General features: G+C 41.4%; 14 protein-coding genes and 1 pseudogene. 3 read left to right on the forward strand and 12 right to left on the reverse strand.

The window, feature by feature from the left end:
* Positions 1-144 precede the first annotated feature (144 nt).
* On the forward strand, positions 145-1,023 hold the full coding sequence (locus ACVPPQ_RS03810) for a toxin Cry1Ac domain D-VI-related protein (RefSeq protein ID WP_463495805.1): 879 nt from the start codon (positions 145-147) through the stop codon (positions 1,021-1,023).
* Positions 1,024-1,248: 225 nt separating this feature from the next.
* On the forward strand, positions 1,249-2,505 hold the full coding sequence (locus ACVPPQ_RS03815; RefSeq protein WP_463495806.1) for a C40 family peptidase: 1,257 nt from the start codon (positions 1,249-1,251) through the stop codon (positions 2,503-2,505).
* Between the two features lie 74 nt (positions 2,506-2,579).
* Here ACVPPQ_RS03815 and ACVPPQ_RS03820 read toward each other — a convergent pair whose 3' ends face one another.
* The 5 genes from ACVPPQ_RS03820 to ACVPPQ_RS03840 form a co-directional block, all read right to left on the reverse strand.
* A complete protein-coding gene (locus tag ACVPPQ_RS03820; RefSeq protein ID WP_463495807.1) occupies positions 2,580-5,375 on the reverse strand; it encodes a Cna B-type domain-containing protein in 2,796 nt (931 codons plus the stop codon).
* 189 nt (positions 5,376-5,564) lie between these two features.
* Positions 5,565-5,693, reverse strand: coding sequence for a hypothetical protein (locus tag ACVPPQ_RS03825; protein ID WP_268870693.1), 129 nt, complete (start codon positions 5,691-5,693; stop codon positions 5,565-5,567).
* A gap of 59 nt (positions 5,694-5,752) precedes the next feature.
* Positions 5,753-6,520, reverse strand: a complete 768-nt coding sequence (locus tag ACVPPQ_RS03830; protein ID WP_463495809.1) for a YibE/F family protein — start codon at positions 6,518-6,520, stop codon at positions 5,753-5,755.
* Positions 6,517-7,608, reverse strand: coding sequence for a YibE/F family protein (locus tag ACVPPQ_RS03835; RefSeq protein WP_463495811.1), 1,092 nt, complete (start codon positions 7,606-7,608; stop codon positions 6,517-6,519). The genes ACVPPQ_RS03830 and ACVPPQ_RS03835 overlap by 4 nt, the downstream gene beginning before the upstream one ends.
* Before the next feature lie 66 nt (positions 7,609-7,674).
* A complete protein-coding gene (locus tag ACVPPQ_RS03840) occupies positions 7,675-9,066 on the reverse strand; it encodes an amino acid permease (RefSeq protein WP_463495812.1) in 1,392 nt (463 codons plus the stop codon).
* A 592-nt stretch (positions 9,067-9,658) separates the two neighbouring features.
* Between ACVPPQ_RS03840 and abc-f the strand changes: the two genes are divergently transcribed.
* A complete protein-coding gene (gene abc-f, locus ACVPPQ_RS03845; protein ID WP_463495814.1) occupies positions 9,659-11,206 on the forward strand; it encodes a ribosomal protection-like ABC-F family protein in 1,548 nt (515 codons plus the stop codon).
* A 322-nt stretch (positions 11,207-11,528) separates the two neighbouring features.
* Here abc-f and ACVPPQ_RS03850 read toward each other — a convergent pair.
* The 7 genes and pseudogenes from ACVPPQ_RS03850 to ACVPPQ_RS03880 all read right to left on the reverse strand — a co-directional run bounded on the left by ACVPPQ_RS03850 (position 11,529) and on the right by ACVPPQ_RS03880 (position 17,861).
* Positions 11,529-12,943: pseudogene (locus ACVPPQ_RS03850) on the reverse strand (glycoside-pentoside-hexuronide (GPH):cation symporter).
* A gap of 24 nt (positions 12,944-12,967) precedes the next feature.
* A complete protein-coding gene (locus tag ACVPPQ_RS03855; protein ID WP_463496332.1) occupies positions 12,968-13,207 on the reverse strand; it encodes a hypothetical protein in 240 nt (79 codons plus the stop codon).
* Between the two features lie 237 nt (positions 13,208-13,444).
* Positions 13,445-14,530, reverse strand: coding sequence for a DUF871 domain-containing protein (locus tag ACVPPQ_RS03860; RefSeq protein ID WP_463495815.1), 1,086 nt, complete (start codon positions 14,528-14,530; stop codon positions 13,445-13,447).
* Entirely contained in the window at positions 14,527-15,426 is a 900-nt protein-coding gene (locus ACVPPQ_RS03865) for a BadF/BadG/BcrA/BcrD ATPase family protein (RefSeq protein WP_463495817.1), read from the reverse strand. Before ACVPPQ_RS03865 ends, ACVPPQ_RS03860 begins: the two co-directional genes overlap by 4 nt.
* Entirely contained in the window at positions 15,419-16,315 is an 897-nt protein-coding gene (gene murQ, locus ACVPPQ_RS03870; RefSeq protein ID WP_463495818.1) for an N-acetylmuramic acid 6-phosphate etherase, read from the reverse strand. Before murQ ends, ACVPPQ_RS03865 begins: the two co-directional genes overlap by 8 nt.
* Positions 16,316-16,331: 16 nt before the next feature.
* On the reverse strand, positions 16,332-17,516 hold the full coding sequence (locus ACVPPQ_RS03875) for a GNAT family N-acetyltransferase (RefSeq protein ID WP_463495820.1): 1,185 nt from the start codon (positions 17,514-17,516) through the stop codon (positions 16,332-16,334).
* A 54-nt stretch (positions 17,517-17,570) separates the two neighbouring features.
* Positions 17,571-17,861: a hypothetical protein gene (locus tag ACVPPQ_RS03880; RefSeq protein ID WP_463495821.1), complete on the reverse strand. Its 291-nt coding sequence runs from the start codon at positions 17,859-17,861 to the stop codon at positions 17,571-17,573.
* Positions 17,862-17,872: the final 11 nt, after the last annotated feature.

Here is a 17,872-nt window from a genome sequence, read left to right on the forward strand (position 1 = left end):
TTCGGAATACTAATTCACTATGTCTCGTCTATTTCTTCACTAACGAGCTGGATAATTCCGACAAATATCAGCAATCACTGTTTATCCCCGCCACTTTCATGGTATATTATAAGTTAAGTATCCTAACAATAAGGTGGTTCCAACATGAAAAAATTAGCACTTCCGTTATTATTAGCGATGACCTTTGCCTTCATTTTAGCGGGTTGTCAAAATAAAACAACGGTCCCTGAAGCGGCGACGAAGACCGAATCTCAGATCGAATCTTACGTGCAACAGGTCAATCAACTTTATGTCGATGACGCCCACAAAAAACCAGCTAGTTTAACAGCTAATAAGAAAGCAACCATCATCAAAGCTGCCAAAACGCTCGACAGTAAAATCACCCCTAACCTCTATATGAGTGGCATTCATAGTAGTTCCAAAAAGTCATTTGAGTCTGCTCAAAAAGACCTCGCAAAAGTAACTGGCGATACGCCGGCTGCGGAATCTTCTTCAAAGGAATCAACAAAAACGCCAGCTAAAGCCACTAAATCAACGGTTAAAACAAGCGCCTTTTTTGATAAAGAGGGCATCGTTAAAAGTGACGCAGTGATTGGTCAAGAATCAGATTACACCGGTCACCCTAAGAAACTTGCTAATTATAATGAAGCGAAAACCCAATTAGAAGCGATTGCGACCGTCAATAATTTGTTCACCGATGCTAATCACACCACGATTCCTGCCACTTTGACGACCAATGACTTTCCTTACGCACAATCAATGGTTAACAAGGCGAGTCACAAAGCTTTTAAAACGAAATATTTAGCCTTAATTGCTAATGCTAAAACCCAATTTGACACTTATAATACAAATAACACTACAGCCACTACTACAGATACCACCGCGCAAACAACCGATGCGACAGGCGGAACAGCCGATACTACCGGAACGACTGATACGACTGGCACAGCTGTTGCTGACACCACACAAACTGACACGACCGATACAGCTGCTACAACCCAAACCGGGACTGTCACACAATAACTTAATCATTCAGATTCAAGCCTACTTTTCGTCTAATAAGTAGGCTTTTTTTGACGTTCACAATCGATTAGTCTCATTTAGCGTCACATCTTAAGAAAGTTGTAACACCGCACTAACTTTTATGTAACAGTTTTGTCACGTTGAGATGCTATGCTTATAACCGTTGCAAGTAAACTAAAAATTAAACTTAAATTAATCTAATCTTGAAGGAGATTTACAAATATAATGAAAAAGCAAAAAATGACTTATTTATCATCAGGTATCGTTGGTTTAGCAGGACTTGTTCTAATGGGGGTTCAAGCTAACCAAGCACAAGCCGCAACTACCGGCACCGTTAACTACACTGACGGCGCAACAACTGTTTGGACTAGCCCTGAAGTTGGCCAAAAACCAAGTCGCTATTTAGCTAAAGATCAACAAGTTAGTATCCAATCAACGAAACAGGTTTACGGTCAAACTTGGTACAACTTAGGTAATAACGAATGGGTTTCAAGCCAATTTATCACAGCCGGCGGAACCGTTAAAGCTACTGCCACAACAACAGCTACTACGACTGCTGTTAAAGATACGGTTACCGCTAATTTCCAATCTGGCGCAACCACCGTTTGGTCTGACACATCAGCTAGCCAACCAACTGGCCAATATTTAGCTTATGGCGCCACTAAAAATGTCACTAACACTAAAGTCGCTAATGGCACAACTTGGTATCAATTAGAAAGTAACGGTTGGGTGCCTGCTAGCTACGTTGTTTTAAACAACCCAAGCTTAACCAACGTGACACCAATCACAACGGCCCCTGCGGTTAAGACGATTGCGGCAACGACACCAGCAACTACCACAACAACGCCGGCTGCTTCTCAAAACAGTACAGCTACTGTCAGCTCATCATCAGCTGCGGCAACGTCAGCAACTGCAACACAACAAACAACCACACCAGCAACTTCAACTTCAACAGCCGCTGCTACTAGCACCCCTGCACAAAGCAGCTCAGTTGCCTCAACACCCGCAACAAGTCAAAGCCAATCACAAGCAACTTCAACACCGGCTGCTTCTCAAAGTTCAACTCAAACTCAAACAACGACTAATACCCAAACAACAACGAACACAAATACACAAGCAACTGGTAGCACATCAACCGTTGTCAACGCTGCCTTATCACAAATCGGCACACCTTATGTTTGGGGTGGAACAACACCCGGAACTGGTCTTGATTGTTCTGGTTTAGTGCAATACGCATACGGTCAAGCTGGTAAATCATTGGGCCGGGTCACAACTGCTCAAGAAGGTGCTGGCCAACGCGTTTCATTAAACAGCCTACAACCTGGTGATATTTTATTCTGGGGTGGTTCAGGTGCTTCATATCACGATGCAATCTATATCGGTGGTGGCCAATACGTCCACGCACCACAACCTGGCGAATCAGTTAAAATTGGTACGATTTCAAGCTACTTCATGCCATCATTCGCCGTACGTGTCTTTTAATTAAACTTTTAAAACATTAAAAATAATGCCGACTGAGAAATTTCAATCAGTCGGCATTATTTTTTTGCGCTATTTTAGCTTAAGTTTTTAAGCTTCAGATGCCTAATCACACCCATCACTAAACTGAGCATTAAAAGAAGCAATCCTACAGTGATCTGCTTATTATTGGGATGGCTACTTGTTTGTGGTAACTTTTTAGATGCATTGTTAATACGGGTTCCCTCTGAATTTTTTGGGGCTTTTGGTTCTTCTGGGGCTTTCGGTTCCTCTGGTACTTTTGGTTCTTCGGGTACTTTTGGTTCCTCGGGTACTTTTGGTTCCTCGGGTACTTTTGGTTCCTCTGGTTCTTCTGGTACTTTTGGTTCTTCGGGTACTTTTGGTTCTTCGGGTACTTTTGGTTCCTCTGGGGTTTTCGGTTCCTCGGTTTTTTTCTTTGCTTCGATTAAGTCCGCCATTGGCGCCGTTAACTGATGCGTATTAGTGATAACGATGTTGGCTTGATCATGATCATCAACGATTGCGTGATAACCAGTTGGGACATTAACTTCTTGAACCGTATAATGAATCGATTGACCATTGGCTTTGACAGCTAGATGTTGCCACTGATAAGTCCAATTGCTTTTCTCGGATAGTATCACGGCTCCCCCTTGTTTCTGTCCATCCGCCAATAATTGAACTTGAATTTCAGTAGGTCGCATCCCATCTTGATTCCCCCTATCAGCCCATTTTTTAGTCACACTGACACTTGTTTGAGCTGGTGAATACCGATTAATTAAATCGTAACCTACCGCTTCAGTTGTATAATCTTTAACCGGCTTTTCGGTAATCGCATACTGTATCTTTTGACCATTTTGATATCCTGGTAAATTCGCAAAAGAATAACGCCATTCATCTTTAGCCGTTACTCGTTTTAGGTGCACTAAATGCCCATTCGCTAATAAATTAACCGTGATTTCAGTTGGTCGTTTACCATCCTGATCATGACTATCGTGCCATATTTTTGTGCCACTAACCTCAATCTCACTCGGTAGATGCGCATTCGTAATCACCAGATTATTGGGTTGGCTGTCATCAAGCGTCGTCTGATAGACCGTCGGTGGATTAATTTCCTGAACCGTATAGTTAATTTTTTGGCCATTTCGTTTAACCGCTAAATCCGACCATTGATGAATCCAAGCCGTTGCCTGATTCAAAGTCACTTCCGCACCTTGTTTTTGACCATCTGCGTATAATTGAATCTTAATATCAGTTGGTCGCAGACCATCTTGATTATCGTTATCGGCCCATTTTTTGGTCACGGTCATTTTAGTTTTTTCTGGTGTATACCGATTGATCAACTCGAATCCGTTAATTTCAGTTGTATAATCTTTGACGGGTTCTTCGGTAATCGTATAGTCAATCTTTTGACCGTCCTGATATTCTGGTAAATCTATAAACTGATAACCCCACTGATTCTTAGCCGTCACGATTTGTTGTTGTATCGATTGACCGTTCGCCAGTAAATTGACGGTAATTTCAGCGGGCCGTTTACCATCTTGATTGTCGTAATCCAGCCATGTTTTGTGCCCGCCAACGGTCGTCATCGCGGGTTGATGGGTATTGGTAATCCTGATTTCATGGGCCGTCACGTTTTCAGTTTTGGTCGTATACCCCGCTGTTTCACTGACTTCTTTAACAGCGTATTTAACCGTTCGACCCTTGCGCTTAGCGACCAGTCCTCGCCAATTATAGGCCCAGTTTTGTGCTGGCGTTAAGGTGACTGGCACCCCCCGCTGCACCCCATCAGCATATAATTGCACCCGAATGTTAGCCGGTCGTAAACCATCCTGATTCTCGTGGTCGTCCCAAATTTTATCGACAGTCACACTTGTCTGATTTTTGCCGTGCACACTGCCATCCGCATTAGCATTTTGCACTGTGTAATCCGATTCAAGTCCGTTAACCGGCGCCTGATTATAGGCGCGATACCAGACCTGACTCTTATTTTGAAAACTGGCTTGGCAATAATCATCAATATCGGTTAAATACATGATTTCAACCGAATTATAAGCCGCTAAATTTTGCGGAATCGAGATGGCAATCTGACCGGTCTCCTGATTCGCCTGAATGACGGCACCAGGATAGGCCGTCATGAATTGGGTGATAGCGTCGGGCCCACTGAAAGACTGATTGCGATAACCCTTAATCATGATATAAAAACTAGCGGAATCTAGCGTTTGACCCGGTTGAATCTGATCCGCTACGTCAATTCGATCGGTCACATATTGTCGATTGTTATTCATGTTTAAAAACCAACGCACATGATCTGTGTCACTTGGTAACATATCGCCAGACTTATAATAAAACGGCCCTGAAGCACCAGCGGCTAGTTTCTCAACTACGACTTGATTGTGTTGCAACCCACCGGCGATATCGAATTGACCGATATGGCCCCGAGTCGTATTCGTCTCATTACGACCCTTAAGGTCAAATTCGAACCAGCCGGTTACTTTTTCTAAATTGTCGATATTTTCATTAAAGATTATCGTTGCTCGCGCGCTCGTAACCACCAATTCGCCGACCGTTTCGTTACCAATCGTGATGGCCGCTGTTTTATGAAACCCAACGCCGTAAATTGCGCCTGAATTCGGCCAAGCGATATTGATATAATCCCCCGCTTGAATCGCTTGTGCGCGTTCATCAAAGGTGACGCGAATCGTCGCGGTTCCGCCATCAATCACATTTTGGGGGGTACTGGTAATCAACGTCACATTGCGACTCACATCTTGTGCATTCCCTAATGGCTCACTGGCAAGTACGGTGAGCGGCGTTGCCAACAGACTCCCCCAAAATACGAGCAACATTAAATACTGACTCATTCTTTTCTGCATTCCAAACTGTCTCCTTTAAAATAGTTATCCCGGGTACTTCATCGACCCTCACTATTTAATTACGGATTTTAGTTTGATTTTTTTCTATCTAATTCAAAAAAGTTTAAACCGTAAAAAAGCACACCCCTTGCTTAACGATTAATCGTCGGCAGTGAGTGTGCTTTTAACATTATTATATTAGTCATATAATTATTTGGCTGTTTTACGTTCCTTTAAGAAGTTTAAGACAGCGGCTGTTTCGTCCATCCGTTTTTTAGTATTTTTTACGTTAATAGGACGACGGTTGCCAGAAACACTAACATGTAAGTTTTGTGACATTACGCGTTTCCTCCTTTCGTGCATATATTACTTCATTTTAAGCTGAAATTACTTTTTTTTCAAGGTTTCTTTAGTAAATCTTCATTAGATTTAATTTTTCTAAACCGATTCAAGAGCCAGCCGGTCATCGGAACCGTTAAGATAACCCCAATGACACCGACTAATAACGAAATCACTTCGCCCATTAAAATTTGATGATTTAAAATTTTGGCTAACGGATACCCGAGTTGGATAAACCAAATCGTTAACGATAAAAAACTGCCGAAAAAACTGAAGAACAACGTATTAAACGCGGTCGCAATAATTTTTTCACCAATTTCGAACCCCGCATGGAACAGTTTGCCCGGTGCAATTGTTTGATCATATTCTAAAATTTCGACCAAGCCACTGGCAACTGCAATGCTCGTCTCGGCAATCGCGCCCAGACTCCCAATCGTCATCATCAACAAACTAATCTGCGGAAAAGAGAGCCCGATGGCCAAACTAAAACCTTCAATCTCTTCAGCATCTTCCGCACCAAAGCCGTACGTGGCCGCCAACGTGCTCAACGGCCCAATAATCAGTAACAAGCCCGCCACCACGATTAACGCCGTCCAGAAGGCGGTTTTAGCCGTTAACGGTTGTTTCGTATTCATGAAAATCGACGTCGCCAACAACGTCAAACTCAATAGCCCTAGAATGACCAACGGATTAAACCCGCCGGCCACCAATACTAACGCCAGAACAATCACAACAAAGTTTAACCCTAAACTGAAGAAAATCGTCAAGCCTTGCGGACCACAAACCAAGACTAGTAAGCCTAATAGGACGAATGTTAACACCATCATGCGGCTTTCACCCCCACTAAACGACTCGCTAAAAAGCTGGTGACTGGTACGGCCAAGGTAATGCCAATCGCACTAATCACTGTTTGGGTAAACCCAATCGTCATCGTGCGTGATAACGTGTAGGCAATCGTATTTCCGTTACGCAAATACAATAACATAATCGGAAACGCCTCGGCCATCACGATGAAAAACAAGACGTTGACGAGCGGACCGATAATCTCACGGCCGATTGCCAATCCCGATTTAAATAATTGATTGGGAGTGACCGTCGGTTGTTCCAACACTAATTGTTGCAGTGACGATGAAATATCGGTCGTCTCGTCCATCACCGCCCCGAGAATGCCTAATAAAACTTCCGCCAAAAAGACGGTTTTATACGGCTGTAATTCATAAGCCATCGTTTCATAATGAATGCCTTGATCATTGGTGATTTTTAAAATCACGACACTGATCAATAAGGCCAGAAAAGTGGCACTAATCGTCGCTAAAAACGACACTAAAAATTGCCGATTCGGGCCTAGAACCAAGACTAATGTCAAAGCGGTCAATAGAATCGCCAAGCCGCCCATTAACGGTAATAACCAACGGCCACCTAAGGCCACGTCCAACCGAATCGCACCGATAAATAATAGTAGGTTCAATCCGATGCTCAGAATCGTTTTAAGCCCCCGGTTAAACATGACAACTAATAATAAGGTTAAGGTCCCTAAAATCACCCCAACCACCACGGTATCCCGCTTAGGCTCACTCAGCGTATAGCGGTGGCTCGTTGTATCTTGATGTAAATAAACTTGCTGACCGCGATAATACCGAAAACTCGACGCTTGAGAAACGGTGTAGCGATTTTGCAATTGAATCGAACGGCCCTTAGCCGTCGTATTTAAAAAGGTCCCGGTAACTTGTTGGGTCACATCGGTATCTTGATTTTGATAATCATCAATCGACTTCGTTTTGTTTGTCGTTTTAACTTGGGTAATCTGAATGATTGGTTGTTGATATAGTGATGCATCATATCTCGTACCCAGTAGGCCTAAAATACAAATCAACGAACCGATTAAACCGACCCACAGTCTTTTTTTGGTTGTCACACGCTCACCTCGCTCTCCCATTGTAGCCTTTTAGCGGGTGAAGACCAAATTCAATTTTAAATCTTATCAATCATTTAACCGACTATGTTTAATCCCATAACTGAAATACACAATTAAACCTAAAACAAACCAAATTCCGGCCGCAATCCACGTTTCAAGCGGTAATTCGAACAACATGAACAAACACAGTACCCCCGAAATTAACGGTAAAACGGGGTAAAAGGGCACCTTGAAACCATCTTTGTTCGGAATATCTTTACGTTTCCGCAACGGAATGACCCCGATCGACATGAAGAAAAAGGCGACCAGCGTCCCGATATTGACCAGATTGGTCAATTGATTTAATGAAACAAACCCGCCTAACGTGGCAATCACGACCGTCACAATTTTGACACTGTTAATCGGTGTTTGGTGTTTCGTTTCAATTTTGCCTAGGGCTTTTGGTAACAAGCCATCACGGCCAATCGAATAGATCAACCGCGAACTACTGTAGGTCATCGTCAGCATCATAGTAAACATCCCCGCCAAAGCGCCTAACGAAATAATCCCGGCAAACCAATTTTGATGAACGACTTTTAACGCAAAGGTCACGGGGTCGGCGACATTCAATTCCTGATAAGAAACCATGCCGGTTAAAACAAACGCGACTAAAATATAAAGCAACGTACAAATCACTAAGGTGCCGATAATCCCAATTGGTAAATTCTTTTGCGGATTTTTAACCTCGGCCGCGGATGCTGAAACACAATCAAACCCAAGATAGGCGAAGAAAACTAACGACGCACCTTTGAAGACCCCACTCACACCAAACGGCATGAATGGTTGCCAATTCGCCGGTTTAACATAGAAAACGCCAATCACTAAGAATAATAGCACGACACCAATTTTGATCAGGACCATTATATTATTAATGCGGGTCGATGACCGCGTCCCGGTCGTTAAGAGTAACGAAATACAAAGCACAATCAGTACCGCGAATAAATTAATATACGTGCCATGCGCCGGATCAAACGCGCCGGTAATCGCTTTGGGAATCCGGACACCAAAACCTTCAATAAACGAGATAAAGTAGGCCGCCCAGCCAGTTGAAACGGCGGCTACTGATAACATGTATTCTAAGAATAAGGCCCAACCTAACAGCCAACCAATCAGTTCGCCAAAAATAATGTTGCCGTATGAATAAGCACTGCCAGCTACGGGTAAGGCTGATGAAAATTCCGCGTAACACATTGCTGCGACGGCACAGACGACGGCCGCAATCATGAACGACACCGTAATGGCCGGGCCACTATGTAACGCCGCAATCGTCCCCGGTAAAATGAAAATCCCGGTCCCAATCACCGCCCCCACGCCTAATGCAATTAAATCCTTCGCCGTTAATGTTTTGGCGAGTCGTTGATCCTGTTGTAAATACCGATCCAATGATTCTTTTCTCAATAAACGCGCTCGTAAGCCCATATGAATTCTCCCTTTTTAAACCAATTTTGCAATGATGACCAAAAAAAACACCCACTAGTCTTCACTAGTGGGTGCCACTAGAGAAGGAGACTTGGTTACCCAGTCTCCTTCTCGTTTATTAAGGTTCATCGTTTTAACTGCAACGTTTTTCCTTAATAAGCCAGTTGAGAACTGGGTTTCTTAAAGAAAAAGCTAAAGACTGTCCGTTGCATTGTCATCATGATAGAACCTCCTTGTTATTAATTAATTTCTAATTATAGACAACTGTTTTCTAATTGTAAAGCCTTATTTTTAATCATTCTCTAATTAGTTGTTTTTTGAACTCAATTCTGCTAGACTTTAAACCAATTGATACCGAAAGAAGTGACGTACATTGAAAATAGCAGGCTAATTTATCTGATAACTCGATTGGAACCAACTGTTCGTTTTATTTGCGAACCGTTTATTCTGATTGGTATTAAGATAGCCTGCGTTTATTTTCAAGTCGCTCACCCTGATTCGACTTGTTAAAAAGACGCCCAGCAGTGCGTCTTTTTTTGCGTTCTTAATCCCAATCGGCCAATCGCCTGAATTAATTGATGAGGTGATTTCAATGGGCACTATCCAACTAACCAATTTAACATTTAGCTATCCAGATCAAATCGAACCCCTTTTCAACCACGTGACGCTTAAATTCGATGCCAACTGGCGACTCGGTTTAATCGGCCGGAACGGTCGTGGTAAAACGACATTACTCAAATTATTACAACGCCAACTCTCCTTTGAAGGGCAGTTAACCACTGATTTAGATTTCCAATATTTCCCCCAAACAATCAAGGACCCCACTTGGCTAACACGCGATATTTTAATGCAGCTCGGTCACCTCGATGAGTCCACGTTTTGGCAAATCGAACGTGAATTACAAGGCTTACAAGTGGCCCCCGAGATTGTTTGGCAACCGTTCGATACACTCAGTCCCGGCGAACAAACGAAAACCTTGCTCGCCTTATTATTCATTGACGATCAGCATTTTCAATTAATCGACGAACCGACCAATCATTTAGACCAAGAAGGTCGCGCGGTTGTGGCCCAATATTTAAAACGCAAAAGTGGCTTTATCGTTATCAGCCATGACCGCCATTTTTTAAACCAAGTCATCGATCACGTCTTAGCGATTAATCGGGCCGATATTACCGTGCACCAAGGCAATTATGAGACTTGGCAAACCGCTTATACCCAACAAGAACAAACCGAAATCCAGACCAATCACCAATTGAATCACGACATCAAACGCTTGACCCAAACCGCACAACAAAAGGCGCAATGGTCGCAACAAGCCGAACGCGGTAAAAATGCCGCTAGTGTCAAAAATGAAAGTGCCAATCTGGATAAAGGTTTTATCGGTCACCGCGCAGCGAAAGTCATGAAACGGGCGACTGCGATTACTAATCGTGCTGAACACGCCGTTGACGCCAAACAACAGTTACTCAAGAACGTCGAAATCGCTGAACCGCTGACCTTAAAGCCATTACCGCTGCGCGCACAACAATTCGTGTTACAGGCCACCGAACTCACCCTACAGGCCACACCAAATGTCCCACTCAACCAAACCTTATCCTTAGTCGTCAAACCCGGTGAACAAATCGTGTTGGCCGGTCCCAATGGCGCGGGAAAATCGACATTCATTAAAGCCTTGTTGGCCCTTCCCACCACCACATTGATTCATCATGGGCAACTCGAACTTAATCAACAATTGAAAATTTCTTATTTGCCGCAGAATTTTGACCAATTAGCGGGCTCTTTAGCCGATTTTGCCCTTGAAAAACAAGTTGAACTTGAGTCATTACTTGGCATGTTGCGCAAGCTCGGTTTCGATCGGCAGTTATTTGCGCACCGTTTAGAAACGATGAGCATGGGCCAAAAACGTAAAGTCGCACTCGCGCGTTCACTCTGTGAAGAGGCGCATCTTTATCTTTGGGACGAACCGCTTAATTATTTAGACGTCATCACCCGCCAACAAGTTCAAACCTTGATTGAAACAAAACGGCCGACCTTATTGTTAATTGATCACGATGTCGATTTCGTCAAGGCAGTTGCGACGCGGACTTACCAGTTAGAACCAAATGAGTGCCCACACCCACGGTTTGATTCTGAGCATTAGCCTAGTTTCGTGAATAAGTCCGGTTTATGGGCTTGTTTACGAAACGTCGCTAAGCGCAGGAATCAGTGGGTATTGACACGTTATCAATGCAGAATGTTCGCTTAACCTAAAGTGACCAGTTATCTTAAGTTCAAGATAGCTGGTCACTTTTTTGTTTATACTTCAGAAGCTAACCAGCTGAGCTAGCAACTCTGTTCTGAAACGTGCTTTCTCAGCCAACTTCTTCCGTCTAGCTACGATTAGTAAATCATGACCAAGAAACGGTCATAATTCACAATTCTAGGCTATACTCAGAAGCTAACCAGCTGAGCTAGCACTTGTTTTAATCTAATTTCTTTTCCAATTCGTTGACGATTTCAGCGTGTTTAGCTTCTGTTAATTTAATTTTGGCCATGAAAATCAAGGCTGAAACAATCAATAAGACCATTGGAATGAAGAACATATACATTTTGAATTGTACTAAACCACCATTGGTAATGTCGCTTGGTTTTGCATTACCCGTCATCCCAGCGTGGACAGCCGCGGTCCCAACCACTCCGTTGGCGAAAGCACCGGCTAATTTATCCAATAATGGCCGAACTGCCAATGTGACCGATTCATTTCGCGTGCCACTTTTTAATTGACCGTATTCCACGCTGTCGGTAATGGTCATTAAAGCGGCTAAGAAAACCATTGGGTATGGGAAGAAGAACAACCCAACGGCGATTAAAACAATGACTAAGTTACTGCCAGCGAATAAAAATAGGATGTAGCCGAGTAACATCAAGGCAATCCCGCCTAGATAGATGGCCCGCCGTTGAATTAAAGCGACTAGTGTTGGGAACAATGCAACAGAGATGACGCCTAGAATCGCCGTAATCACACCGACCGTTGTAAAGGCAGCCGCCCGACCCATGACATATCTGAAATAATAAATTAAAAGAGAATTGGTAATCACATAACTAAATGCGAATAAGAAATATGACACGGATAACCACATTAATTGATCATTTTTACCGATAACTTTGAACACATCGCGAAAACGAATTTTTTCGGTGTTTTCACGAATCGCACTCTTTTCTTCTTTAGTCCCTAAAATCGTGGCTAAAGCGCCTAAAAATGAGACAATCCCAATCACAATGGCGAAACCGAACCAACCAGCACCGGTTTGTTGACTACCATGTGTGCCAGAGAAAATTCGTGAGAATAAAACGACCGTTGGGACAATCACGATAATCACGCCTTGCGCCCCTAAAGTTGACCCAAAACGCGCAATCGCGCCAAACTTCGTCCGTTTTTCCGAATCAACGCTTAAAGCCGGTAACATTGACCAAAACGAGATATCTTTAAACGAATAGAAAATATCTAAGATGACGAAAACGATTCCAAATAACGTCAAGTAAAGATAAGGACTCTTAGTGTTCAAGCCACCAAAGTTCGTAAAGATTAACGCTAACCCAATTGAGCTGATAATCGAACCAATGAGTAGCCAAGGTTTAAATTTACCCCAGCGCGTCCGTGTATTATCAACGACCCCACCGATTAATGGATCAAAACGATTTCGATAATCCGAATGACAACCATCATCGAAGTAACATAACCAATCATCTTCGCGTTGAAAGCCGCATTATTGGTATCGAATAATTGACTCGTGACAAAAATCATAAAATAAGTGCTGAGTGTTGCGTAAAAAGCATCGTGTCCAAAAGCCCCAAAGGCATACGAACTGTACTGTTTCAGATCTTTAAATTTATTCATGGTAAACTCCTTTCAGGCTAATCATTATTGATAACGATGTTCGATAATTTTTTCTAAAATCGCTTGGCGTTGCTTTTCTTTGGCTGAACCAAATTGATTTGCTTCTAATGAATTAAAATCCTTAGCTAACAAAACCGATTCAAGGTATAGCGTTAATTGCCGTTTGATGTAAACCTTGTTGTCTTCGTTGGTTTGCTTGGGATTCCCAGCAATGATGGCTGATGCAAATTGATCAGCATCAATAATAATTTTATGCTCGCTCATTCTAACCGCTTCTTTCTCTCTCAAATTAACACATAGGCTTTAAGTAAACGTTTACTTAATCGTTAAATCAATATTATCAAGCTTCTACGAATATCAATGTAACCGTATTCCTAAGTCAGTAATTCTATTTTACTAAAACTTTACTAAAATGTAAACGTTTAATTCTATTTGTATAGCGTTTTCTCATTTTTGAAATTAAGCCAATAAAAAAAGCCTTTTTCCAAAGGCTTTTCTAAATTACATATTAAATTTAAACTTGGTCCACGGTTTTAACATTGATAACAACGGTATTTCGGCCGGACTAATCTGGCCAACTTTATTTTTCCGCTGATCTTCGTGTGGTTCTAAAACAATTTGTAATTCATTTTTGTAAATACCAAACTGATCATTGCCGATCACGATATCCCCGACTTGGAATTCTATTTGGTTATCATGTGGCGCATTCGGTTCTGCTTTATAAATAACCCGTGATTGCGTTGATCTAGCGACCAACGCATTACTATCACCACGTCTAAAATGTTGCATGCCTAAAATAATTTGCCGTTCCAAATCAGTTGTTTCTGGTAATAAATCCGGTTTAAACATCAGTTGATACCGGTCGAGTTGGGCTAAACTAGCCAATTCCGCTTCCGACGCATAGGCGTTTCCGATAATCACGTCATCAATTAAACCAGTTCCAAATAACCACTTCGCTTGAACTTCAATTGGTAAATACCGATCTTTTTCTAACGTTGGTAAGCCGTCATTGATATCCCAAGGACCATGTTGTCCCACCTGGCTTGCAACAAATGCAGCGGTATGCAGCCCTTTTTGTTTAAATCGCCGACTACAACTCATGAAGAAATCAGTCGTTAAACCGGTCCCGACTTGTGGGTAGAAGTTATGACAACCGAACAGATAAGGCTCATTGGCTTGATAACTTAAAATATTATCTAAATAGGCCACATCATTGCTCATATTGAGTTCAATAATTAAATGCTCCGGATTGTAACTCATTAGGGCTTCAGTATTGCCATCAAACCCTTGATCTAACCGAATGCCATCGACGCCTAATTCAGCAAAGAAACTTAAATCTTGATAACTAATTTGTAATTGGGTAAAAATTCTTGGCGAAATATCAATAATCGTCTGATACCCTAATTCCTTCGCATAACCAATAATTGCTTGGTATTTAGCTTTAGTGGTTTGAATATCTTGAACCTCTAGCATACTCATAAATAACCGCGTAAACCCGTACTGTTGACCCAATGCCAAGTATTGCCGGTCTGCAGTTGCATCACTATGATCTGGATAAATTGATAACCCTAATTGGCGAAATGTCATTTTGTAACCTCGCTATTCTGATATTTATAAAAACCACCTAGAACTGCTGGTGCTTCTTCTCGAATAAACTGGATATCCTGATATTGACTAGTTAAATATTTTTCAAATTCGGTTCTAACTAACTCATTCTTTTCAAAAACAGTCCCACTCTCAGAGACTCTTCTAATTTCAACAGATCTATCCAATAAACGACTGGTCATAATCCCCAGATTCTTCCCGGCATCTTTTAATATTTGTATCGCGTCAATTGTGCCGGATTCTGCTAATTTCGCAACTTCCACCGCTAGTTTCGCAATCTCACTTTTAGGTTGGCTATAAATAAACGCCAGAATAGTTTGAATAGAAGTACACTGAATCTTTTCACAAACCATTTCAGTTATTTCAGTAACTGGTTGGTTCGATTCAATTTGGACTAATACTTTTTTAACTGCTTGCATACCAATCCAGTAGGCACTACCAGGATCACTATCAATTAAATGCCCCCAGCCGCCAGATCGTATCCATTGGTTATTGGCATAACTAACGGCAACTGAACCCGTCCCCGCAATGACCAACACACCTGACTGTCCTTTAAATTTAGCCCAATAGGCTAACTGTGCATCATTCATAATCGTCACTGGAATTCCAAAATGGTTTACTTGATGCTGATAATCTGGACGGTAATCTCCTGCATCAATGCCTGCTATTCCAAGTATAATGTAACAACACTTATGATTATTTAACTGCTCTAATAACGATTCGATTGTCATCATAATATTTTCAATCCCTTGCTGACTATCGACCATGGGGTTACCAAATCCGGCAGTCGCCGTAGCTAAAACTTGTCCATCCATCGAAATTGCATTGGCCATTGTATGTGTTCCACCACTGTCAATACTAATTATATAATCAGACATCACGTTCCAACACACTCCTAATTGAACCATTATATTTATCCAACAATGCTTTAGCGACATCAACTGCTAAATTCGTTTTAATCATCACAATCGCCAATTTAGCATTTTGGCCGGCTTCAGCTAGCATTTCAGTCGCACGTTCAGTAGTAACACCGGTTGCTTGAACGACAATTCGAATTGCTCGATCCACTAATTTTTCATTAGTCGCTCGCACGTCGACCATCAGATTTTGATAAACTTTGCCAATTTTAATCATGCTGATCGTCGAAATCATATTTAAAACCATTTTCTGCGCTGTACCCGCTTTTAATCGAGTTGAGCCGGTGACAATTTCAGGTTCACTCTGGATATCAATAATCTGATCAACATGTGTGCCCAATTCAGAAACTGCATTACAGGTTACCCCGGCCGTCATGGCACCCATTTCACGGGCGTAGTCGACTGCACCAATCACATATGGCGTACGACCACTAGCGGTTAACCCAATAACAATGTCATGTGACGTTAATTTTAAATCAACTAAATCGGTACGACCTAATTCAGCAGAATCTTCGGCGCCTTCAACAGCCGAAAACATGGCTTGGTATCCGCCAGCCAGTATCCCTTGAACCATCTCAGGCGTTGTCCCAAATGTTGGAACACATTCAACCGCATCAAGCACACCTAAACGGCCACTAGTTCCTGCACCAATATAAATCAAACGGCCACCAGATTTAAACGCTCGAACGACATCATCAATGACTAACTTAATATTTGGTAACACGACTTTAATATGTTCCGCAATTCTTGCATCCTCAGTATTCATCTCAGTTAATATCTCGACAACTGACATACTATCCAATTGTTCTGTCGCTTTATTTCTTGTTTCAGTCAATAAATTCTCTAACATCTGCTTAATTCTCCCTTTAGAAATGCTCGTAAAATACTGGTTTTTCTTTATTTATCAATGCTTTTTGCCACAATATCTGTGCCGAAGTTGTCATGGTTTGATTTGTTTGATATAAACAATCCGCTACCGACAGATAGCCAAACAGTAAACTTGATGCTAAATTAATCGGCAAAGTTAATTGCTGATCTAAATCAACAGTATTCTCCATCGCTATTTTCTCAATACCTTGTTTAGAAATACAATATAAACCGGTATTCCATTCTGCAAATTGATCTTGTACGTTCAAATATAATTTTTCATTATCAGCTAATTCAAACCGAGACTTCTTTAAAAAAGCAAACACATCGACTAACCGAATCATGCAATCTTGAATAATATTTTGACTAATCTGTGGATTATTAAATGTAAAGTTAATATGTTTCTGAATACTCGTTTCACCATTGATTTCAAAAACATTAGAACGGTGTGATGTTAAATAATGCCAAATTGCTGCTTCCACGTTTAAATCGGTTGCTACATAATCATGTATATTTAGCACAACATCATTAATTTCATAACGTAAATAACCTACAATCCGATTTGCTCGCCGAAACAACGTAACAGTATCGCTAGACTCTCTAGATACTAGTCGTTGCCACCATGCCTCATTACGATTCATTCCGCCATTTTCTTTTTTTACTTTCTCGTTATAAAAAGAAAACAATTCAGATTTTATAGCCATTGGCACGTCAACAAACTGATAACGTTCAATTTGTAACTCCTCTGACAGCTTAGGATTTGGATACTTTTCTTGAACAACTTTATAGTTTACCTTATCAAAAAAGACTTCCCATCCAAAATGGCGATAGAATGCGATTGAAAAAGGGCCCAATACTGAAACGATTTGGCCATCATCGTGCATCTTTTTCAAGGCAGCAATGATTAGTTCTTTCATGACCCCTTTTCCGCGATATTCAGGATAAGTTGCTACAAAGCCAATTCCGCCCATTGAAAGCTGCTGCCCTTCAAAATAAATATTTAACGGTAAAACGATTAATTGCCCCGCTAATTTTTGTTGATCGAAACTACCAATAACAGCACTATTCTCGACCCAATATTTAAAATCTGCTAATTTGGAACCACTATAAACATGGCGAAAGGCATAGTCCCTTAAATCATATACATTTTGATATTCATTTGGCGCTACTTCTCTAACATCCATATAATCACCTCAAAAATAAAAGCAATCTACAAAGTAGATTGCTTTTTAGATTCACTAGAAACGAATAACAAATAAATAAGCAACTACTCCAAATGCGATTGTTGAAAGTACAACAAATCGTAAATAACGTGTCATCATAAACTTTTCTGTTCGTTGTTTATACAACATAATATACGGAAACACAAAACCTGTTGTAACAACATTCACAATGAAAAATAATAGATTACTTTCGAATTGCAATAGATTACTTATTAAAATTGTCAGGATATTCATTCCCCCAACAATTCCCATTAAAATGACAATGTTTTTAATACTAATACGCAATGGATTTTGGCTATTCATCATCTTGATTATTC

The sequence above is a fragment of the Latilactobacillus parafuchuensis genome (assembly GCF_055271665.1).